General features: G+C 46.5%; 24 protein-coding genes and 4 tRNA genes. 7 read left to right on the forward strand and 21 right to left on the reverse strand.

The window, feature by feature from the left end:
- The first annotated feature begins 2 nt into the window (after nt 1–2).
- Nucleotides 3–332, forward strand: a complete 330-nt coding sequence (locus D3P09_RS28450) for a YmaF family protein (protein WP_424452113.1) — start codon at nt 3–5, stop codon at nt 330–332.
- 122 nt (nt 333–454) lie between these two features.
- Here D3P09_RS28450 and D3P09_RS03510 read toward each other — a convergent pair whose 3' ends face one another.
- The gene (locus tag D3P09_RS03510) at nt 455–1,567 is read right to left on the reverse strand and encodes a copper amine oxidase N-terminal domain-containing protein (RefSeq protein ID WP_165867299.1); all 1,113 of its coding nucleotides are present in this window, start codon (nt 1,565–1,567) and stop codon (nt 455–457) included.
- A 139-nt stretch (nt 1,568–1,706) separates the two neighbouring features.
- Nucleotides 1,707–1,895 (reverse strand): hypothetical protein, encoded by a 189-nt coding sequence (locus D3P09_RS03515; RefSeq protein ID WP_120107245.1) that lies wholly within the window; start codon nt 1,893–1,895, stop codon nt 1,707–1,709.
- Between the two features lie 195 nt (nt 1,896–2,090).
- Between D3P09_RS03515 and D3P09_RS03520 the strand changes: the two genes are divergently transcribed.
- Entirely contained in the window at nt 2,091–2,465 is a 375-nt protein-coding gene (locus D3P09_RS03520) for a helix-turn-helix domain-containing protein (protein ID WP_120107247.1), read from the forward strand.
- 298 nt (nt 2,466–2,763) lie between these two features.
- Here the strand turns inward: D3P09_RS03520 and D3P09_RS03525 are convergent, their stop codons facing one another.
- The 6 genes from D3P09_RS03525 to D3P09_RS03550 form a co-directional block, all read right to left on the reverse strand.
- On the reverse strand, nt 2,764–3,135 hold the full coding sequence (locus D3P09_RS03525; RefSeq protein ID WP_120107249.1) for a LytTR family transcriptional regulator DNA-binding domain-containing protein: 372 nt from the start codon (nt 3,133–3,135) through the stop codon (nt 2,764–2,766).
- Between the two features lie 14 nt (nt 3,136–3,149).
- A complete protein-coding gene (locus D3P09_RS03530; RefSeq protein ID WP_120107251.1) occupies nt 3,150–3,281 on the reverse strand; it encodes an AgrD family cyclic lactone autoinducer peptide in 132 nt (43 codons plus the stop codon).
- Entirely contained in the window at nt 3,278–3,808 is a 531-nt protein-coding gene (locus D3P09_RS03535) for an accessory gene regulator B family protein (RefSeq protein ID WP_120107253.1), read from the reverse strand. The genes D3P09_RS03530 and D3P09_RS03535 overlap by 4 nt, the downstream gene beginning before the upstream one ends.
- Before the next feature lie 11 nt (nt 3,809–3,819).
- On the reverse strand, nt 3,820–4,437 hold the full coding sequence (locus D3P09_RS03540) for a hypothetical protein (RefSeq protein ID WP_133304969.1): 618 nt from the start codon (nt 4,435–4,437) through the stop codon (nt 3,820–3,822).
- A 32-nt stretch (nt 4,438–4,469) separates the two neighbouring features.
- Nucleotides 4,470–4,790 (reverse strand): helix-turn-helix transcriptional regulator, encoded by a 321-nt coding sequence (locus D3P09_RS03545; RefSeq protein ID WP_120107257.1) that lies wholly within the window; start codon nt 4,788–4,790, stop codon nt 4,470–4,472.
- 571 nt (nt 4,791–5,361) lie between these two features.
- Nucleotides 5,362–5,434, reverse strand: a tRNA-Val gene (locus D3P09_RS03550).
- A 162-nt stretch (nt 5,435–5,596) separates the two neighbouring features.
- Between D3P09_RS03550 and D3P09_RS03555 the strand changes: the two genes are divergently transcribed.
- The gene (locus tag D3P09_RS03555; RefSeq protein ID WP_120107259.1) at nt 5,597–6,550 is read left to right on the forward strand and encodes an S-layer homology domain-containing protein; all 954 of its coding nucleotides are present in this window, start codon (nt 5,597–5,599) and stop codon (nt 6,548–6,550) included.
- A gap of 57 nt (nt 6,551–6,607) precedes the next feature.
- Here D3P09_RS03555 and D3P09_RS03560 read toward each other — a convergent pair whose 3' ends face one another.
- Together D3P09_RS03560 and D3P09_RS03565 are read right to left on the reverse strand one after the other, a co-directional pair.
- Nucleotides 6,608–7,285: a uracil-DNA glycosylase gene (locus tag D3P09_RS03560; protein ID WP_424452029.1), complete on the reverse strand. Its 678-nt coding sequence runs from the start codon at nt 7,283–7,285 to the stop codon at nt 6,608–6,610.
- A gap of 38 nt (nt 7,286–7,323) precedes the next feature.
- A complete protein-coding gene (locus D3P09_RS03565) occupies nt 7,324–9,933 on the reverse strand; it encodes an RCC1 domain-containing protein (protein WP_120107261.1) in 2,610 nt (869 codons plus the stop codon).
- 217 nt (nt 9,934–10,150) lie between these two features.
- On the opposite strand from D3P09_RS03565, the gene D3P09_RS28455 reads away from it, so the two are divergent.
- A complete protein-coding gene (locus D3P09_RS28455; protein WP_424452030.1) occupies nt 10,151–10,789 on the forward strand; it encodes an excalibur calcium-binding domain-containing protein in 639 nt (212 codons plus the stop codon).
- 69 nt (nt 10,790–10,858) lie between these two features.
- Here D3P09_RS28455 and D3P09_RS27540 read toward each other — a convergent pair whose 3' ends face one another.
- The 3 genes from D3P09_RS27540 to D3P09_RS03580 all read right to left on the reverse strand — a co-directional run bounded on the left by D3P09_RS27540 (nt 10,859) and on the right by D3P09_RS03580 (nt 12,236).
- Nucleotides 10,859–11,011 carry a hypothetical protein gene (locus D3P09_RS27540; RefSeq protein ID WP_165867300.1) on the reverse strand — a complete coding sequence of 51 codons (153 nt, stop codon included), beginning with the start codon at nt 11,009–11,011 and terminating at the stop codon, nt 10,859–10,861.
- Nucleotides 11,012–11,233: 222 nt separating this feature from the next.
- Nucleotides 11,234–11,680, reverse strand: a complete 447-nt coding sequence (locus D3P09_RS03575) for a hypothetical protein (RefSeq protein WP_120107263.1) — start codon at nt 11,678–11,680, stop codon at nt 11,234–11,236.
- A 208-nt stretch (nt 11,681–11,888) separates the two neighbouring features.
- Nucleotides 11,889–12,236: a DUF4830 domain-containing protein gene (locus D3P09_RS03580; protein WP_120107265.1), complete on the reverse strand. Its 348-nt coding sequence runs from the start codon at nt 12,234–12,236 to the stop codon at nt 11,889–11,891.
- Between the two features lie 492 nt (nt 12,237–12,728).
- Here D3P09_RS03580 and D3P09_RS03585 point away from each other — a divergent pair, with 492 nt between their 5' ends.
- Entirely contained in the window at nt 12,729–12,926 is a 198-nt protein-coding gene (locus tag D3P09_RS03585) for a hypothetical protein (RefSeq protein ID WP_120107267.1), read from the forward strand.
- Between the two features lie 186 nt (nt 12,927–13,112).
- On the opposite strand, the gene D3P09_RS03590 is transcribed toward D3P09_RS03585, so the two are convergent.
- Nucleotides 13,113–13,607 (reverse strand): hypothetical protein, encoded by a 495-nt coding sequence (locus tag D3P09_RS03590; RefSeq protein WP_120107269.1) that lies wholly within the window; start codon nt 13,605–13,607, stop codon nt 13,113–13,115.
- A 332-nt stretch (nt 13,608–13,939) separates the two neighbouring features.
- On the opposite strand from D3P09_RS03590, the gene D3P09_RS03595 reads away from it, so the two are divergent.
- Entirely contained in the window at nt 13,940–14,353 is a 414-nt protein-coding gene (locus D3P09_RS03595; protein WP_120107271.1) for a hypothetical protein, read from the forward strand.
- A gap of 335 nt (nt 14,354–14,688) precedes the next feature.
- On the opposite strand, the gene D3P09_RS03600 is transcribed toward D3P09_RS03595, so the two are convergent.
- The 5 genes from D3P09_RS03600 to D3P09_RS27545 form a co-directional block, all read right to left on the reverse strand.
- Entirely contained in the window at nt 14,689–16,236 is a 1,548-nt protein-coding gene (locus D3P09_RS03600) for a hypothetical protein (RefSeq protein WP_120107273.1), read from the reverse strand.
- A gap of 156 nt (nt 16,237–16,392) precedes the next feature.
- A tRNA-Leu gene (locus tag D3P09_RS03605) sits at nt 16,393–16,481 on the reverse strand.
- Nucleotides 16,482–16,500: 19 nt separating this feature from the next.
- A tRNA-Ile gene (locus D3P09_RS03610) sits at nt 16,501–16,577 on the reverse strand.
- 38 nt (nt 16,578–16,615) lie between these two features.
- Nucleotides 16,616–16,692 (reverse strand) — tRNA-Met (locus D3P09_RS03615).
- Nucleotides 16,693–16,787: 95 nt separating this feature from the next.
- Nucleotides 16,788–16,952, reverse strand: coding sequence for a hypothetical protein (locus tag D3P09_RS27545; RefSeq protein ID WP_165867301.1), 165 nt, complete (start codon nt 16,950–16,952; stop codon nt 16,788–16,790).
- 148 nt (nt 16,953–17,100) lie between these two features.
- Here D3P09_RS27545 and D3P09_RS03620 point away from each other — a divergent pair, with 148 nt between their 5' ends.
- A complete protein-coding gene (locus D3P09_RS03620; protein ID WP_120107275.1) occupies nt 17,101–17,631 on the forward strand; it encodes a 2'-5' RNA ligase family protein in 531 nt (176 codons plus the stop codon).
- 55 nt (nt 17,632–17,686) lie between these two features.
- Here the strand turns inward: D3P09_RS03620 and D3P09_RS03625 are convergent, their stop codons facing one another.
- Together D3P09_RS03625 and D3P09_RS03630 are read right to left on the reverse strand one after the other, a co-directional pair.
- Nucleotides 17,687–19,273: an ABC transporter substrate-binding protein gene (locus tag D3P09_RS03625; protein WP_120107277.1), complete on the reverse strand. Its 1,587-nt coding sequence runs from the start codon at nt 19,271–19,273 to the stop codon at nt 17,687–17,689.
- The gene (locus D3P09_RS03630; protein WP_120107279.1) at nt 19,266–20,162 is read right to left on the reverse strand and encodes an ABC transporter ATP-binding protein; all 897 of its coding nucleotides are present in this window, start codon (nt 20,160–20,162) and stop codon (nt 19,266–19,268) included. Before D3P09_RS03630 ends, D3P09_RS03625 begins: the two co-directional genes overlap by 8 nt.
- Nucleotide 20,163 lies beyond the last annotated feature (1 nt).

Below are 20,163 nucleotides of genomic sequence, written 5' to 3' on the forward strand. Positions count from 1 at the left end.
GCATGGAAGGCTTGACCTCTTTAGTGGAAGGTCACAGACATTCTTTTGGAAATCTGACTGATTTGTTTATACCCGAGGATGGCAGACACCGTCATAATTTCCGGGGCATTACCACTACGGCGGACAATCATCGGCATTCCTATTCCGGCCAAACGGGACTGAACATTGGTACCGGAAGAAATCACTTTCACCGTTTTCGGATTCTGACACAGGTTGCTGACGGACACCGGCATGTCATTTCTGGCAGAACGACAGGATTGATACGGCTCGGGTCCAGGGTTGGACACAGACTGATTATTGAGAGTATTGTAAAACAACGTGTGAAGAAGTAGCCAAGCAATGACTTCTTAACAAAAAGAGCACTCTGCCGAATACCGGCATAGTGCTCTTGCTTATTGTAAGACTCCGATCCGGAGGCAGGAGTCCTCGCGAATAAGAAATCCGTTGTGTCGGATTAGGATTGAATCTTCGATGCTGTGACTTGAATATCGTCATAATACAGGGTAGTCATGCCCTCGAAGCCGGAGTCCGTGCCGATGAGCAGATAGATTCGGCCATGCTCGTCCGCCTTCACTTGTGCGCTGTATTCGAACTCGACACGCTGGTAGCCGGCTTTTTCCGAGTCGGGTTTAATGACGTTGCCGAGCACCTTGGCGTCCTTGCCGCCCTGCGATTGGCTGCCGATATCGACATTCATTCTGTAGTACTCGCCGCCCGCATATGGAGTTGGCACAGCTGCCGGTTCCTTGCCCAGTATTCCGGCTTTGACATAAACAGATTCGCCCGGCGCACCGCCGACACCCATCATGCCTCCCGTTTCCGAGGTGTACAAAGCGAACTTCAACTGTACGTCATAGACTTTGTTCGCTTCGAAGCCGTCTACGCCGCGCGTTAGATACATGAACAAATCATCGCTTCGATTGTGTCCCTGAAGCATTAGAGCATAGTTGGAAGAGTTTCCCTGATCCGGCAGCAGCTCGCGGCTATACTGGAGCTCGTAGATGTCCTTCTCGTAATCGACCGGCAGATCGGCGAAGCCGCCCTTCCATCCCTCTTGGTCCTGGTCAAACCTATAAGTCACTTGAACGGCATTCTCCGCCTCGGCAGAAATCGTGACTTTGCGTTCCGAGTTCTCCCACTCCAGCTTTGCTCCCATTAGTGAAGCAAGGCTGCGTGCCGGCACAAACAGCATGCCTTTGACTCTCTGAACAGACTCAGGAAGCTTGATCCGCTCACCCTTCCCGTTAATGGCGAAGCTAGAGCGGTCGGTCACTTGAACCAAATTGACCTTGCCCCTCGACAGGGTTGCCGTATGCTCTTTATCGTTCCAGCTCACTTCCGCTCCCAGCGACTCCGCCAATGCCCGTACCGGCACCATAGCATTGCCGTTCAGAATAAAGGGCGCTGCTGCCAAAGCATGTTTCCCGGTATGATTAACGTAAGTTGCTTCATTGATCTTGAATTCAACAGCTTGCGGAGCCGCTGCGGCAGAGGAATGGGGAATTGGATACAGCGTCGCTGCCGTTGCAATTAATATTCCGGATAAAACCACTTTTTTGTAGCTCATGATCGTGTGACACCTTTCTTTTGGGATGCCATGATAGACGAGGATGGGTGAGGGAAGGTTGCACATCAAAAAAAACCGCTCACATGGGCGGCTTGCTTATAATAAAAAAGGAGCGCCCGTAGGGAGCTCTCTTGTTCGGCTATTCGGTTTTGTAAATAACCAATATCGTATCGTAATTGTTCGAGTTGTTGGAGCCCTCCGGATTGCCTGTGCTCCAGCCTTTAATATCTACAATGTTCTCGGAAGGAATCTCCGCCAGAAAGCTGTTCACCTTAGCCGTAAGCTCTGGATGCATAATTCCTGCGAACAATTTGATTTGCGTCTTCATCTATCCTCACCTCCATACGAGACACTTCGACATGCGGACTCTAAAACCTTCTTCTGGCGTCAAGCATTAACTAAACTGGCACACATCTTCCAATTAATGTGTATCAAACGAATGATGCGATTGATTTCTATTCGTATGGTAAAATAATTATATAATAGGATTATGTGATAAAATAGGGAGAAGAGGTGAGGTATCATGACTAGATTACAGCTCCGGCTAGTAGAAGCGCGGATGAGGAGCGGGCTGACGCCAGTTCAGGTTAGTGAGGCAACGGGGATAGAACTGAATACGATTAACGGATTAGAGGCTGGCTCATGCGTACCGGATCCGATCATTATCCATGCGCTGGCAGACCTCTATGAAGTATCGGCAGATTGGCTGCGCGGCAGCATGAATAATCCCAAAATCAACTTGACCGAGATCGAGATAAAAGCTGCCAAAGCCGTTAATTCGAACGATCTAGCAACGTTTCTTGAGCAGCCATTCGAGCGCAACGGGAAACCATTAAACCGCGAAGCAAAAAAGAAGTTGTACGTGATGGCCCAGATCCTTCTTGATCAAGATGACTGAGGAATGACTCAATCATCACCTTTTTCGATTCCGATGAACTTGCAAGCTTATATAGAAAAGTCGAGACATCAATGCCGCTGCTTTTCTCCATGATCTCATCGACCCTTTCCTGACTATTGTGATCTCCACTACTGCCATTTAAACCCAACAGTTCCAGTTAGGCAAGAATCGTTCGTGTCCCCAATCTTTTTATTTGGTCGACATGAAGCGACACATATTGCAATCCAGCAGTGTTATACTATTGAATTTCACAAAAAAATAATGAGGCTTGACCTTATTCAGGCCCTGCCTCATTCCATTAATTGAGCTCTAGTTGAATTTGCGGATTTTTGATGATAAGCTCGTCCATAATCGCCTTGTACTTCGCCCGCGACATCGTACACCATTTGGTATGCGGCCCCACTTCTTGCTCGAAGCACGCCCGTGAAAAAACGGGATCCAGATGTGTAATATTGTCCATATTTACCGCAGCGGTCCGGTCGCATAATTTAAACCTATACCCTTGCTGATTCAGCACTTCTATCCAATAGCTTAGTGTTCCATTAAAATTAAAGATCTCATCCGCTGTATGAAAAAGCACATTTTTTTGGCGCTTATCACATTGCATGAAATGAATATCCCGAATATTAACGAGAACAAGACCTTTTTCTCCATTCACGGATATGACCATGTTACCAACTCCAGTTATTCAATCTTAGCAAGAAACTCCTCTGGCAAGTCTTCTTGATGTACGAATACCCAACTTGGGCCTTTGATAATAGCTACTGCCGCTACAGAAAGCACGGTGGCCAGCGCTGCAAAAAAGGTATGCTTCATCGCGTTTCACCCCCCTTCCAACGAATGAGCATGAGCGATTGAGCCAAAAAGGCGGCCGCGACCGCAGGGGATTGAATAAAGAAGTTAGACAGAACCAGAATCGCAGCAGCAACCTTCAAATATTTAAAGTATTTTTTGGGAAACAACGTTCTTCCTTCTATTCTTGAAGGGGCGAAAATCACGACGAGTATGAGACTAGCCAAAGTCATAGTATGTAGTGCTGCAAGGTGAAATTGTGCAAATGAAAGTACGGTTGCGCCGATTGTTGTCACCAGGATACACATTTCGCTCGTGCCCATATGCAGCCCGCCCGACACCTGCCGCAATATCGCAAATGAAAACAGCACGGTCCACATCTCCGCCAGTCTGCCTGTTACAAGCCCAATGATCGTTGTCAGCAAAAGGATAGGAACAATATTAAGCAAAAATACGAGAGTATGCCTAATCCGTCCGACTCGAGTCGAAAATTCGGGCGCCTCTTTCACAATTCCTTCAGCTAGACGTGTTGCCAGTACGCTTATCCGCATATGCTCTGAATTCACTCCTCGGCTTCTTTTCGCATCGCATAATAGACAAAAATGAACATCGCTACCATAAAGAAAATACCAGCGGCTATGAGATTTTCACTATACAATACGACGGAAAGCCCGATGCTGAATAGAACCGCCAGTACGGTTATAATCTGTTTCTCGAGCGGAAATTTAAATTTGTCAAAATCATTGGTGAATCCGATTCCAAATTTATAGAGCAGCCGGGCAAAAACGATTCCAATGACGCCAGTAATCAATTGTACCTGCCAACGAGTAAGATTAGCGTCATTCAACCCTTCAAGCGATCCGAACATGACGATAATAACAAGAAACTGCAGCAGCGCATATCCGAAATAGCCGATAATAACCGATGCCAACGCTCCTATTAGCGGCAGTTGTACAACAAACCTCATAAACAATACGGAGAACACAATATTAATTAACGGAGAAGTGTACGATAATTCTGTTCCTGACATGAAGTGCCCCTGAAGATTAGAGAGCGTCACAATGACAAGGGCATGCCATATGTAGTTCTTCAGATCAAATCGAAACACATAAAGCATTAATGCATACACTGCAAAACCTTCCAGAGCTGCAAACAGCATAGACAACGTAGTGTCCCACACATCCACCATTCCTTTTGGAGCACGATAATCTCCTATGAGTTATTGCCGGGTTTGCTTCTCCATGCTTCCTTTTTCTCTATGTATTCCTGTATCGCTTCCGCAAGCCACATCGGCCGCTTTCCAATATGGGTATAGGGCTCAGGAAAAAAACGCGTTTTCCTGGCATGATGCATGTTTTTCGGATTTATGTTGAGGATGTCTGCGACTTCCTTAGCCCCGATTAAGGCAGAAACATCCGGCAGAACGATTAACCCTCGCAATCTCTCAATCTCTGCTATTAATTCATGAATAGATGATGCAGCCTCTCCCCCTGCTCTATCGGCAATCACACGATGCCTTTCTAGCGATAACATGGAATCACCTCCATCAAGTGGCGATATAAACAATATACGGTAGAGCCTTATAAAAAACAAGTATTTACAGAATGTGAAAATGTGTGAAGCTATAGAGAAAAGAAGATTTATAAGACTATCTATTATAATGAAACCAATAGGCACGCTTCAGAGGTATGTAGTAGACTATAGAAGGATTTATCTAGTTCCGGAAGGGGTATCACTTTGGGCGATTATATATACATTTGTCCTGTATGCAGGACTCATAACGATCAATCAGCAAATAATTGTGTGAGATGCGATCATTCGATGCAAAGCACAACCTATCCGCCAATCGTTGTAAAAAAGAAATCATCTGCAGCAAAAATTATTGGGATCGCCGCTATTTGCTTTGGCGGCATCGTTATTTTTGGAACTCTTCTTGTAGTCGTATTCCTCTCCACCTTCAATAATTGATGTTGTTGGAAGATGGTTTTCTAAACAAAAAAAGCCCGCTGACCGTGTTGGCTAGCGGGCTTCATTGTATTACGGGTATATCCTACAGTACTTTTCAAAAACAAAAGAAGCCTTGATACACAAGGCTTCTCGGCTATGATCTGTAGTGGGCTCGAACCACTGACCCCTACCCTGTCAAGATAGTGCTCTCCCAGCTGAGCTAACAGATCACGTTAGCGACAAGATATAATATATCAAATAAACGGGCGCAGGTCAACACTTTGGATCCCGACATTTCAAAAAAATTTTCCTATATAGGAATACGTTGCAACCTATTGGGTAAAGCTTCCGTCAATAATGTTGCAGCTGCAAATTCAAAACGAGGTGAGCACATGAAGAAGAAACCGTTGTTGATCATGGCCCTTACAGTCATCCTGATCTTTACGCTAGGACAAACCGTGATGGCATTCTCCGATGTAGCGAAGAGCCCGTACGGAGACAAAATCAAGGCGCTGAAGGAGAAAGGAATCTTGAGCGGGGTTGCGAACGATCAGTTCAAGCCCGAGGATAAGCTTACTTACGCATCCGGCATCTCCATGCTGGTGAAAGGCTTGGATCTCAATCTCAACCTTTTTGATTTTATTAAGGAACCAAAAGCAAGCGACTTTTTCACGAATTTGAGCGACGACGCTTGGTACTCCCAAGCATTCATTATTGCACAGCTCCATGGCCTTGAAATTCCGAAGGATGTGAAGGCCAACGATCCGATCACCAAAGAACAATTCGCTCATCACCTGTTCCAAGCGATGATGACGAAAGGCGACTACGCGTTCATCGAAATCTACAAAATCATTAAAGACGAAGCCGATGTGAACAGCGCATACATGAACAGCATCCAAAAGCTGCTGATCAGCAACATCGCAACTGTCGACAAAGACAACAACTTCTACCCGACTCAGCCAATTACTCGCGGCGAAGCTGCTGCATGGCTGCATGACGGCCTGAAATTCGTAGCTGAAACTACGCCAATCAATCCAAAGCCGGAGTTTCCTGAATTCGAGCAAAAGCTGACTGTTGAAGCTGTAAATGAGCATGTGAATAAAGTAACCCTTTCCGCACAAATGCCTCATCCAGGATACGGCCTGCGTATCGCCTCGATCCAATTCGAGGGCGATCAAGCGATCATTTATACAGAAGCGCTTCTGCCGGATCCGGACAAAATGTATCCGCAAGTCATTACGGAAGTCAAAGTAACGACTTATGTAGATGCTGCATTCAAGCCTGTTCTTCCTCCTAAAGCGGACGGCAGCTCTTCCTCCAGCAGTGAAGCTGTTGTAAACGAATAGTTTGATCGGCCAAAGGGCCGCTCCCTAAACCTTGTTTAGAGAGCGGCCCTTTCATTGTCATTCATTCGGTATTTGCCAATCTATCTGCTGAGCGCCCCAGCCTGCAAGCAGCTCATTGGCTCTGGAGAAAGGCTTGCTTCCAAAGAAGCCATTCCTCGCAGCCAGCGGACTTGGATGCACAGAAGCGATAATGCCATGCTTATCTTTATCAATGGATTTGGCTTTATCCTGCGCATGTTTTCCCCAAAGAACGAACACGGTCGGCTGTTCCCGCTGGTTCAACAGCTCGATGATCTTGTCTGTGAATGTCTCCCAGCCCAGCTTCTGATGAGATGCCGGCTTCCCGTCCTGTACGGTCAATACGGTGTTCAGCAGCAGCACGCCCTGGCGCGCCCAAGACTCCAGATTGCCGTGAGCAGGGATCTCGCAGCCCACATCCTCTGCCAGCTCCTTATAAATATTGCGCAGCGAAGGAGGCAGCTTCACTCCCTTCTGGACGGAGAAGCTCAAGCCATGGGCTTGTCCAGGGCCATGATAGGGATCTTGCCCCAGAATAACAACCTTCGTATTCGCCAATGGCGTAAACTCGAGAGCAGCAAACAAATGCTCCCTTGGCGGATAAATCGCTTCTGCTTGGTACTGAGCTTCAATAGTTTCCAGCAGCTTCTGCATATATGGCTTGGACAGCTCGTCGCTTAAATGTCCGCGCCAATCGTTGTCCGGTAATCTAATCAACGTCTTCCAGCCTCCCTATCCTCTTAATCTCTCTTCTATTATAACTGGATTCCGAATGGAAGCCTATGGCCCCACACAACAGATGTACCATCCTTCTTGAGCACATAGGTTGCTCCGTTCAGCGCAAAGATGCGATCAACATTTTGGATTTTGGCCGGATGGTAGAAGGGATCCAGTCCCCTTCTTGTGTCATAGTCAATTATTGTTCCATCCGAGCAATAGATAACAAAATGTCCATCGGAGCCTGTAATCGATACAGCGTTTTTGATGCTTGCAGGCGTCTTGCAGTCATCGCCCCAGCAAGTTACTGTCCCGTCTTTTTTCAGAGCCATCGTATTTTGTCCGGCAATGGCAATTGCTTTTACATTGTTGAGGCCTTTTGGCATAGGTGATCGTCCGGAAAGATCGCCCCATTCCACAACCGTGCCGTCCTTGCGAAGCGCTGCTGCATAATATTCGCCGGCTGCAATCGCTGTAGCATTTTTAACTGAGGCAGGAACTTTGAGCACGGACGATTCGCTCCATCCCCATGCCTTCACGGTACCATCCTTCTTCAAGGCAAGCGAGAAATCTTGACTTGCCGCAATATCGATAATGTCCTTTAATCCGTTGGGCACGCTTGTTGTAGGTGTACGAGAGGCGTTGCCCGCCATATCAAACCCGCTATGGCCGCCCCAAGCTTCAACCATTCCGTTTTCTTTTAAGACCAATGCATGGATACTTGAAAAAGCATATTTCTTCAATCCGTCTGCCCGATCAGGAGCATCGGCCATGATATAGCTGTTGCCTTGCATGGAGATTCGCTTATCTTTACCGACTACAAAGCTCAGCTCATTAATTTTATACAGAAACTCCGCGTTCTTCACATTTTTCAATTGGCTGTTATCCCTATATTCATGCGGATCAAGCACGATGACATCCCCGTTCGTCATAACTCCGATATTTCCTTGTATCTCACGGAATGCCATCTGGTCATATCTCTTTAGCTCTTTGCCTGTATACGAGTCCATAGCTATTGCCATTCCATCGTCCATCAGCACCCATAGTGCTTCAGAATAAGTGCCAAAGCTAATGGCGGCTGGCTTTGCCTTTTCATTTTTCAATGAATCGATACGCGTCACTTTACCGAATCCATCCCATAACGTAATGCCGGCATTCTCATCAATAATGGCCCCATACGAAGTACTGCTCGCAATGGCAGTTGCTTTTGCCGTCTGGGCTGGCATCATGCCGGCTTTATATCCCCAAGCTACGACTGTGCCGTCCCGTTTCAAAGCTAAATTAGGAACACCTGCAGCTATTGCCACAACCTCCTCAAGGCCATCCGGCAATTTGGTGGAGCCTAGTCGAGTGGTTCCCCACGCTGTAACCTCTCCATCCTTACTTAAGGCCAATGAATACTCAAAGCCTGCAGCTACTGCCGTTACATTCCGCAGTCCGGACGGAACGGAAGCCTCACCATAATTGTTGTTGCCCCAAGCGATTACCGTTCCATCCTTTTTCAAGGCTAGTGCATGATGGTTAGTAGACACAGAGACCGCCACAATATCCTTTGCCGCTGCAGGGATCTTCTTCAATTGAGGCGTTGTGAGTTTTGACCATTGGGCTAGCGATCCATCTGCACGAATGGCCAAATATTCCGTATGATTCACCGCAACGGATGTGATCGACGAAGCTGTCTGTGCCGGAACGAAGCCACCGTAATATCCAGCCGGCCATTGAATAAATTGACCGTCTTGCGTCATTCCAAGGACGTCCGCTTCCCCGTCAACTACCATAGCAGCGAGCTCCGGCATATCCTGAAGCAGTGAGACTTGGCCTTCCTTCCATACAGCAATAGAACCGTCTGCCCTTAACAGATACACCTCATCAAATCCCGCTTCAATGCCTACAACATCCCGATAAGGCGCCGTTTGAAGCTCTGCCTTCTCGAAGCCGCTGCCCCAAGCCATGGCCCTGCCGTCTTTCATTAACGCAGCAGACACCTGAGAACCCGCTGCAACTGCGATGACATTCGAAACTCCCTTGGGAACCTTCGTATTTCCTCTGTAATCTTTGCCCCATGCAGTTACGGTTCCGTTCTTCTTCAGTGCCAGAGCGTGGTAAGCTCCGCTAGAGATATCCGTTACGCCTGCCAAATCCTTCGGGATCGCCGTCAGCGGGCTGCCTCCATCATTGCGATAGCGATGGGAAGATACTTTACCGTTTTTATGTACGATGAGCAGCGTGCCGGCACTCGCAGATATGGCCATGGCATCCTTCACTTTAGCAGGGTCAGCCCCTGCGTAACTGCTCGGCAGGTTATCGCCGCTGCCCCATTTGACAATCGTGCCGTCCTTCTTCAGGGCAAAGGCCATCTTGCCGGAAGAGGTGACCGCCACAACGTCTCGTACATTAACAGGCGTCTTAGGCTCGCCAACAAATAGGTCACCCCATACAGCAACAGAACCGTTCTTTTTTATGGTCATATAGTGATATTGATTTGAAGACAGCTTTTTTTGATTCGCAAGAACCTCCATTGCCGTCAATTTCTTGACCTGATTGGCAGGACCCGATTGTACAGCTGCCTCCGCTTGCGGCAAAGCCGGCAACAATACCAGGAATGCGACTATAACCAACAGGCTCTTCATCCACTTACTGCGTCTCATGCACTCTCTCCTCCACCCAACAATTGGAACTCTGAATATTCTATTATTATATGTCAAATAGGTATATTTGTCTCTTTTTGTCTGAAAAGGAGCTGCAGTACGTATTTTTATAGGATAAAAGTATCGTTAACGTAATTCTATTCTTTCAAATATCGCCAAATATCTATGAATGTTGTAAGCTTGAATTTGATAAAATTGAAGGGGGCTTTTCGAAGGCTTGAAAAAAATAATCATATTCTCATTCATCATGGTCCTGCTGCTAACTGCTTGCGGAGGGTATGAAACTACCACGCTCCCGTCAACAGAGTATGATTACGAGCTCGTATTCCCAAGCGATCAGTACCCGGAGACAGCTCTCCATATTCATGGAGCGATCGCTCAAGGCTACGCCAGCATTTGTACGATTAATCGCGACGGTGCTGAGGCCAATCGCAAGCAATCGCTTGCCGGCATTGATACAAGGAATGGCTACGATCGGGATGAATGGCCGATGGCCATGTGCGAGGAAGGCGGAAAAGGAGCAAGCGTCGCATACATAGATTCAAGCGACAACCGCGGAGCGGGCAGCTGGGTTGGACATCAGCTGTCAAGCTATCCGAACGGAGCGAAGATACTGTTTATCGTGGATAAGCCAAAGGTGCTGTTCCCGAATCATCCGGTGACGGCTAAGCCGTCAGATGCTCCTAAGGCGACTCCTGTGCCTGAGACAACAGAGGAACAATCAGCAGAAAATGACGCTGTTGTATATGCTAACTGTGCCGCTGTCAGAGCAGCCGGCAAAGCGCCTCTGCATAAAGGCGAACCCGGCTACAGCAGGAAGCTGGATCGGGATGGCGATGGGGTTGCTTGTGAATAGGAAGAGTGCTGCGAAGGGGATTCGCAGCACTCTTTTTGTATAAATATTATCAACTTAATGTCTACTGATTTAACATTCATTATTAATATCAGCCTCAAAATGCTCATGATGAATGCCTTCCATCCCCACAATCTTTCCGGTCTCTTTATGATAGTAAGGAAACATCTGATTCACTGGCAGCTTAAGCAACTGGTAATGATGCTCCTTCGGCAGGTTCTCCAATTCAGATATTGCCCCTTCACGCAATAAAAAAGTTCCAATCGGATAGAAATTAGGAAAGCTTCTAGTAGAATCTGCAATAAATATGGCCCAAATAAATTTTTCGTCATTACAAATTAGACCCACCTCATGACATAATTAGTTTCCCAATAATTAGTCTGATCAGAAAAGAGCTCTATCAAAAAAGCACCCTAGGCTGCTACCTAAGGTGTTGTTTCAGCGTTACTATTTAAAACTAATCGAAAAAATATAAGTCTCAGTGCTAGAAAATTGAGTGATATCATGGCCTCTTACTTGAAAATATATGGTTTCTCCGGGTTCGAGACTAGCTGTACCTTCATCGTTATTCCCCACACCGTTATCAATTGCTGGAACCGTAATCGGTGTCCCGTTATTGAAAGCGACCATAATAAGATCATAATTTTTTCCGCTTGGCGAAGTTAGCGTACCCGTAACAGCTTTGGCGGTTCCCGAATCGTTTGTCCATGAAAACCAATCTACATCTGCTGGAGAATCAATAAAAGTCGATACACCAAATATAGGAGCTTGTAGCTGATATGCAGTTGGTAAGCTGTCTGCCCATCCATCATAAGCAAATGCTGATGTTGCGCCTGCCAATGACATGACTAGAGCCATGACTCCGATAATCAATTTCTTACCGATTCTCTTCATTAATTTACCGCCCTTCGCAGTTTTTTAATAACGGTTTTATACATCAAATATACTATTTTATACATATATGGTAAATAGTCTATGTGAACTAATAATGATCCATATTCAAAGGCTATGTTAAACGCTAAGGTTGATATTTAAGAAAACCGCCCTTGTTGAAAAGGCGGTTCATTCTATCGTGTTTCCATCGAGTATGAAAGAGAACGCGCTATTTAGTAATTGTTCCTTCGCTGACTAGCCTTTCTTTATCCTTCAAAGAAAAAACTCCAGGCTCCCATTCCTCCAATTTTCCGTTTCCTCCTATTATTTTTCCATTATATTCATAAACAGAGGCATAGATTTTCTTTCCTGTTTTTTGTTTTTCTTTTAGCATGTAGGTTGTAATTTCAATTTCTTTATAAGGCTCCAAATCAATACCAGCCATTTGCGCATCTAAAAAGTTTTGTGTTCCTTGAGTTCTTTCGCTTATTTTTCCATCCAAATGCCAGCCAAACGATTTAAGATAGTCTGCATGATTTACATTGTTCTGATCGCTTGGCCCTTTACTGCAACCCATCAGGAAAACAAAGCAACATAAATAAAGAATAATCTTTTTTATCTTAACGCACCTCCATTTTACAAATTTTACATTTCAAATTTAGACGTGAAGACCCGCTTGAATGTTGCAAATTAGTCTGCAGCAGGTAAGGCTAGCTATCTCGATGAACACAGCAAAACGGCGCGCGAACCGTCTATGGTTCGGGCGCCGTTTCATTTTTGCCGCTTCATTCCGGCTTTGATTGGCTGGAAGCGTCTATTCGTCCATCGGAAATATGTGCGATATTACGGAAATGGGGCTAAGCGGCAATAAAATAGCTCAAGGAGGTACGAGACCCATCCGCTTGCAAGTCCCACCGCACGGCGTGGGCCGCCTATGCCGTATTTCTCCCCCCTCCACACAGCAGCAACTATGAAGCGATATTGCATTTTCAATTGACGAATGAGCTGTTACAATAAATATGACTTTTATCTCTTCCAACCTATTCCTACTAAAAAAAGGAGCCGTGTCATGAAGCAAGTTAATCGCCAACTCGTATCAGATCAGGATTTTGAGAGAATGCGCGTCTTCTCACAGCTTATCGCCGTGTACCGTGACAACGAGCTGCTAGACGCCAATATTCGGATCGTCACCCATGGCGAGCACTCCGTAACCTGCGACAACGATGAAACTTATATCAAGTCGAATCACCAGTTTTACCGCCTGTAGGCGGTGCTTGGCTCCATGCACGTATTGCGAAAAAAAGTATAGACGCACCATAGAATTAAAACAGCGACAGCAGAGGACGGGAAAATAAAGTCCAGAACTGTCGCTGTTTCATTATCTATGGCAATCATCATCACCACATTTAAAAGAGAAGCGTCATAAACGTTGCCTACGCTCACCTATCGCCTCTTATGACTCTTGATTAGCAAGCCGATAATACTCCCGGTAAAGCTGCAGCAGCTCCGATTCTTTCTGTGCGATCAGCTCGGAGATTTCTTCCAAGCTAGGTCCAGCAGGCTCGTCGTTTTCGTCAATCGACGGCTCATCGCCATCCGCATTCTGGGATGGCGGCTGCTCCTCGGGCATCCCCTGTTCGGTCATCTGACTCCAATTGAGCATAAATCCAAACGTTCCAGCAACCCAATCATCCGCTTCTTCCCTGCCGAAATCCCGATAGATACTTGCGTATTTTTCCAATGCCGCGTTGACGGTCAGCCGACGCTCCCAGCCCAGAATCCCCACCGCATCCTTGGCCCGAGAGACAGCCAGCATCAGCTGAAAGTCGTTCAGCTTGCCCCGTACAGCTTCGATATGATCAATTTCACTCATCAAAATCGGATATACATTAGCGAATTCTATCGATTCCTGCACCATATCATCTTCCGAAATGATAAGGCGTTCCATTCCCGCTCAATCCCTTCCAGTTGGTTTCGATTATGTGCCTTCTATACTATTCGAAAGTTAGCAGCAAATTCAGACGGACGAATGACATCATTTTTTGTATAACTGCCACAAGTATAAGCAAGCTTAGTGACGAGAAAGCCATATTCAATCTGGGAATTCTTACATTAGCACCATTTTCTACAACAAACGCTAAATCGTTAATAAAAGGCGAGACTCTGTTTGGTCCTAAAATACCATGTAAATATGTGGTAATTATGGTACGATTATTCTTGTAGAGTCGTTGGCCAACATCTACTCCGTACGAAATAAATTAATATTGAGGAGAGGGTAAAATGACCAAAGTATTTAAACAAGGCCGTATTCTTACCGCTTTTATCGTGGCACTTTGTTTGATGACAGTTATGGCTGTTACAGCATTTGCTGATTCTCGAACTCAACTTCTTACTCCTGTTAATGGGGGCGTGTATAGCGGTCCTTTAACGGCAATCGTTTGGAGTAAAACATCTGACGTTAAGGCTTCACAAATTAATATTACTGCGCTTGATGGCAGCTTTGTCTATAATTCGGGGCCAATCTATATGACACCGGGATCATCTGGTTATTACGTCCATAACCTTCCTTACTCTGTGTATTCAACAATGCCCACTGGAAAAGCATATTCAGTATATGTTGAAGATTACCACTACTCTGGCGATACATATACCGGATTTAGCTCCGATCAAGCATTCTTTAGTATTATTCCGTGATCTTCCAAGACCGTAGGCTTTCTACCTACGGTCTTATTTTTTGCTTTCTTTAAATAGCCGCCTATTAGACTACTCTAAGAAGCTGCAGCGGCGTCGACTTTTTGCCTGGCTTTCACTTCTGAAAATGAAAACTATCTTTTCTATGCCAACATGACAATCGGTTCGGTAGGAAGTAGAATGTTTCGATGCTTCGTTTTATGCCCTGAAAACTACAAATAAAAAAATCCCTCTCAACGAAGGGATTTTGTATCTCCTTATGAATTGCCGAGGACGGGAATCGAACCCGTACGGTGGTCAGCACTTTCAGAGTTTACGCTTGGATCTACGGTCTTGACCTATAGCTTTAAAATTTTCTTTTGATCTATAAACAATGTAATGTCTCCGTCCTCCGAAACTTTGACTGCTATTCCATGTTTCGAGGCGAATTGGGCGGCTGTGGATCCTGTCCCGAAAGTCCCATTGTAGCTTTGACCCGGTGATACAGAAATCGTCTCACCAAAGCTCAGAATATTTAAATTCGAATCCAACACAACGGCACCGTCAATAGCAGACAATGATTTGATCAGATAAGGGTCCAAATCAATCAGATTGGCGTTCTTTTTGCCTTTCTTAATTGCCAGTAAACTTCTCCTTTTTCGCTCAGAATGCAGGAACCCCGTCCCCTTCAAAAGTTTAGCCGTCTTCGATTCAGCTATTCCATGCAAGATATCCGGAGTATCAATAATTAAATATACTGAGCTCTTCTGTTCCCGCGACAGATCGATAAAGGTCCTGAACAATCGATTATATCCTTTAAAAGCCCGTGTCATGTGTTTTTTAAAAGCATCGGCGCCTAGAGCTGCATAAAATGGAAGCTTCGAGATCATCAGCTTCTGAAGAATAGACGCGACGAACAGATCGTAATGCCTCATTTTCCAGATTCCATTGACAAGAGAGACGACCATCCTGCTTTGCGTATAAAAGTTCACTCTGTCGTTGTCAACCGAGATATACAGAAAGTCTGGATATTCTCTCGTTTTGTTTGCTAACTGAATAACCTCGATATTTTTGAGGAGCAGCTCCTTGTAAGCATTAATGACCTGGTAAACGCTCTTACGTGTGGACTCGGGCTGCTGCTTCTTCACCTCACGAAACACTTTTTGTTTAAGATCGCCCAACTTATCGATTAAATCCCCATAAACCTGCTCAAGTACAGCGTTTATATTATAAGTGAAAATGAGATCCTCCAACTCCGAACAGATGCTTCTGCCGTCATTCTTTTTGCGAAGAATACCAATCACCGCGAAGGTTTCATTTACTACCAACGCCATCGAACGATTGTCTATTAACCTTAAGAATGCCTTTTCTCCATTGAATAGATCCATGAAAGGCTCAGCCGTGTCTAGCGGAATGAACTCCATATTTTTATCCGCGAAGGTCTTATGCGCCTTATCTACCGCATCCTCTTTGAAATACAAAATACCTAGGGTTACGGATGCCGATTCGTATGTCCGCGAGCTGATCTCGCTCAAATCCTCTATAAATTGAAACATCCTCCATTTATCCTCAGCTGTCGCTTTGTTATACGACCCGAAGACTAGAGATAATGCCGTCTCTTTGATATGAGTCAAGAAAAGACTTTGAGCGAAGTTGCCTTCCGTGGCCTCTAGTTGGTTCTCTAGAATCCGGTTCGAAGCGTTCAGTAAGTCCCCAGCAATCTTGTTGTTCACCGCATGAATCTGTCGTGGAAATGAGGTTCTGGATTGAACGTTATATTCGCTATCTCGGTTCGTCTTTTCCAGCTTCGTGACTACTTCAAATCCCATGAATCGAGAACGCAGCTCATCCAGTCTTTTTACATTGTCATCCAGCCATCGGATCTCATTCGTCTCTTGCCCCTTCATCTTTCGTCTCTCCCCTTTGCAACAAACATCCCCTTTATTCTACCATATTCGACTCATATAGGAAGAGAAATACAAGACTTGGAGAAGAACCACTCTACAAACGAAAAAAGGCTTCAGCTCATATGAGCTGAAACCTCTTGATTTTCTAGATTTTAGTGGTGCCGAGGACGGGAATCGAACCCGTACGGTGGTCACCCACCGCAGGATTTTAAGTCCTGTGCGTCTGCCAGTTCCGCCACCCCGGCATGGTGTTGCTAAGACAAATGGTGGGCCCTGAGGGACTCGAACCCCCGACCAATCGGTTATGAGCCGACCGCTCTAACCAACTGAGCTAAGGGCCCTCGAATAACGTCTATTTCAACGTATTGATCGATAAGTTTGGTTGCGGGGGCAGGATTTGAACCTGCGGCCTTCGGGTTATGAGCCCGACGAGCTACCGAGCTGCTCCACCCCGCGACGTTAACCATTTGAACAATAGCTTCATTAAATGGCGACATCAATTAATATACTATAGCACATAACATACAGTCAAGTATTTTTTCTAAAATATGCTACGGGAGAAAACGTACCCCATATCGTCCTTTCCGCGACCGAAAAACCTCAACCTCCTGCGGGCAGTCGTAGCCGTAAATCCACCAGTCGTTCTCCATCCGCTTCACCAAGCAGCCTGCTTGAAATTTAGTCTCATACAATCGCAGCCAATATACCCATTTCATGAAATACACGCCTCCAGTTGCGCCAATGATGTTGCGTATAGATTACCCAAAAAATTGTGAAAACAAGCATGTTCTGTTCTTAGTCATTCCAAGTTTCGGGTATACTATAGGTAACAAGTGAAAAAATCATGGAAAGGAGCTGAATGTTATGCAGTTCGGTATTGCCATATTCCCGGAGAAAGAAGTACAGGATGCCGCCAATAGCTGGCGTGTCCGTCATGATCCGCATTACTGCCATATTCCTCCTCATATGACGCTGCGTGAAGCGGAGGATTGGAGCGATGAGCAGCTGCAGCAAGCAATCCAGCAGATAGAAGCTGTAGCGGGCCAGACCGCTCCGTTTCAAGTGACCTTCAACCGCGTCTCCACCTTTTTCCCTGTTAGCCCTGTCCTGTATTATGCGCTGGAGGATCCCGCTCCCGTCATCCGCCTTCACGAGGCAATCTGCAGCGGACCGCTAGCGATCGCTCAGTCCCAATACGTCTATACGCCGCATGTCACAATCGGGCAGAAGATGACTGAAGGCGAGCTTCATGACCTTCACGGCAAGCTGAAAATCAGCCAAATCCATTTTACAAGCCATATCGACAGAGTCCATCTGCTCTATCAGACCGATCAGGGGGCCTGGACGGCTTACCAATCCTTCCAGCTGCAAGGGAGCCCCACAACGAATCCTTAACAAATGAAAGCCGCTGTACAGCCTGTAGAGGCTGCACAGCGGCTTTATTCATGATTTATTCTTCAACTGCAACATCGTCAGTTGTCGCTTCCACGGAGACCTCTCCAGCAGCAGCTTTTATTGCTTCTTCTTCCGTCATCGTTCTTGGCATCGGCATAACCTCGACATTGCCTCCGCCTTCGTTGGTTTGCTGAAGCGCGGCATTTCCTTTTGTCTCCCACTCGGCCAAAGCTTGCTTAATATCCTTTGTGCCGTTCATGACCTCCTGGAAGAGCTCGTAACCAAAGCTCTGAGCTTGCCAGATGCCCGGCTTTTCGCGGTACAGCTTTTCGTCATTGTTCGTGACTGGCGGCAGCGGCTTAAGCATTGTGAATGCATCGATGTTGTACGTCAAGTCGCCAACCGGCTTCAAGAACTCTTTGCGTGCCACAAGCTCGTAATTGCTTCTCGACTTCAGCTTCGCCCATTCCTTGCTGTTCGAGAACTTGATGAAGTCCCAAGCGCCATCCGGATTTTGCGCCTTGGAGTTAATGCCCATCAGCTGGCTAAGGCCGATATTGCCTCCGGATTCCGGGTTACTCGGGCTAACAGGTACCGTCACGACATCCCAGTCAATCATTTCAAAATCTGGAATAGTCGCAGCATTGTCGTTTGCTTTGCGCAGTTCGTTGACATAATACGATTCGCTAATCGTCATAGCGAGTTGGCCGCTAAGGAAGAGATCTCCGAAAAACGGGTTCATCGGCGCGTCCGGGGTGCTGCTTCTCTTCTCATACATTTCATTCATAAATTGCTGGTCTGGAACGATCTTGTCTTTGTGAAGTGCATATACGGATTCCCATACACTATTCCATTGATCGCTGTTAACTAGCATTTTTTCGCCCTTCTCATCATAAACGCGAAGCTGCAGAGAATTGCTGTAGGTATTGGCATCATTGAACGGATCATTGGACCAGCGGTTGAAGGAGAATCCGAATACACGGTCTGCGCCTTCGCCGTTCGCCACTTGGCGCGCTTTCGCGAAGATTTCCTCCCATTGCATTTTATCCGTAGGAGGCTCGATATTCATATCTGCAAAAATCTTTTTGTTATAAAAAAGTGCGGAAGACGTAAAGGTAGGCGTCAGGGCATAGATGTTGTTGTCGCCTACCGACTTGATGCCGTCGATGACCGTCGGGACATAATCGCTAATATCGAATTTATCCTTTTGGATCATCGGATCAAGCGGCTGCAGCAAATTATCTTGCGTGAAGCGGCGCAGCATATTGTAATCCAGCACCACGACATCGACAGGGTTTTGGCCTGTCAGCATTTCTTTCATTTTTTCGTACGGATCCGGCTGTTCAGGCTCTTTGCCTGGCTCAGACTGCGTATAGCGTTGATCGTCGTAGTTGATGGCTCCTACAATCTCGAACGTCACGTTCGAATTTTGCATCTCGTACATATCTGTAAACTGTTGGCGGAAATAAGGCTCTTGATCAGAACTGCTGTACAGCATGCCGATTCTAATGATAGATGCCTCTGCTTTGGATGGATCGTTCCCCCCGCTGCACGCGGACAGCAAGCCGGTAAGGAGCGTAAGCGTCAGAGCAATCATCGTCCATCTTGAGAAACGTGATTTATTTTGGCCATTTTTATTCATTGCCACTACCTCCTAATGATTTTGGCGAAGATATAACGATCCGTTCACCATCAAATTCCATGGATGCCTTGTCTTTAATTCCGAGCGCCGTTAGATATTCCTTCGGCACCTGCAGCCGCCCTACACGGTCCACGACGACATACGCTTCATGGACGGTATTCAGGTTGCGGCCTGCAGCTTGAATTAAATCCCCCCCATCCGAAATATTGGGATTCCGTTTAATAAATTCAGTACTGGTCAAGCCGTCGCGAATCGCCACGACGCGGTCGACCTTGCTGGCCAAGGTCATATCATGGGTTACGATTACGATCGTGATGCCGATCTCCCGGTTCAGCTTCCGGAAGATGCCCATAATCATATCGGATGTCGCTGTATCGACGGAACCCGTCGGCTCATCCGCCAGCAGCAGCTTGGGACGGTTCGACAGCGAGATCGCAATAGCTACACGCTGCTGCTCGCCGCCTGAGAGCTGATGCAGCTTGTTGTGCATCCGCTCCTTCAGTCCGACCCACTCCAGCAGCTGCTTCGCATAAGCGCGGTCCGTCTTGCCCGACAGCATCATCGGCATCTCGACGTTCTCAAGCGCGCTCAGATACGGCAGCAGGTTGCGGGCATTGTTCTGCCAGATGAAGCCGACCGTATCGCGCTTGTACTGCACTAATTCTTCTTCGGTAATCTTGAGGAGATCCCATGGACCGACCTTGACCTGACCGGCCGAAGGCCGGTCAAGTCCCCCTAGCGTATTGAGCAGCGTCGATTTGCCGCTGCCGCTGTTGCCGATAATCGCCATCAGTTCGCCGTCTTCGACGGTCAGATTCAAGCCTTGCAGCGCAACGACCTCGAGATCGTCTGTTTTGTATATTTTGACAAGTCCTTCGCAATGGATCATT

Origin of the sequence: Paenibacillus pinisoli (assembly GCF_003605435.1) — a bacterium.
GTDB classification, from domain to species: Bacteria; Bacillota; Bacilli; order Paenibacillales; family Paenibacillaceae; genus Pristimantibacillus; species Pristimantibacillus pinisoli.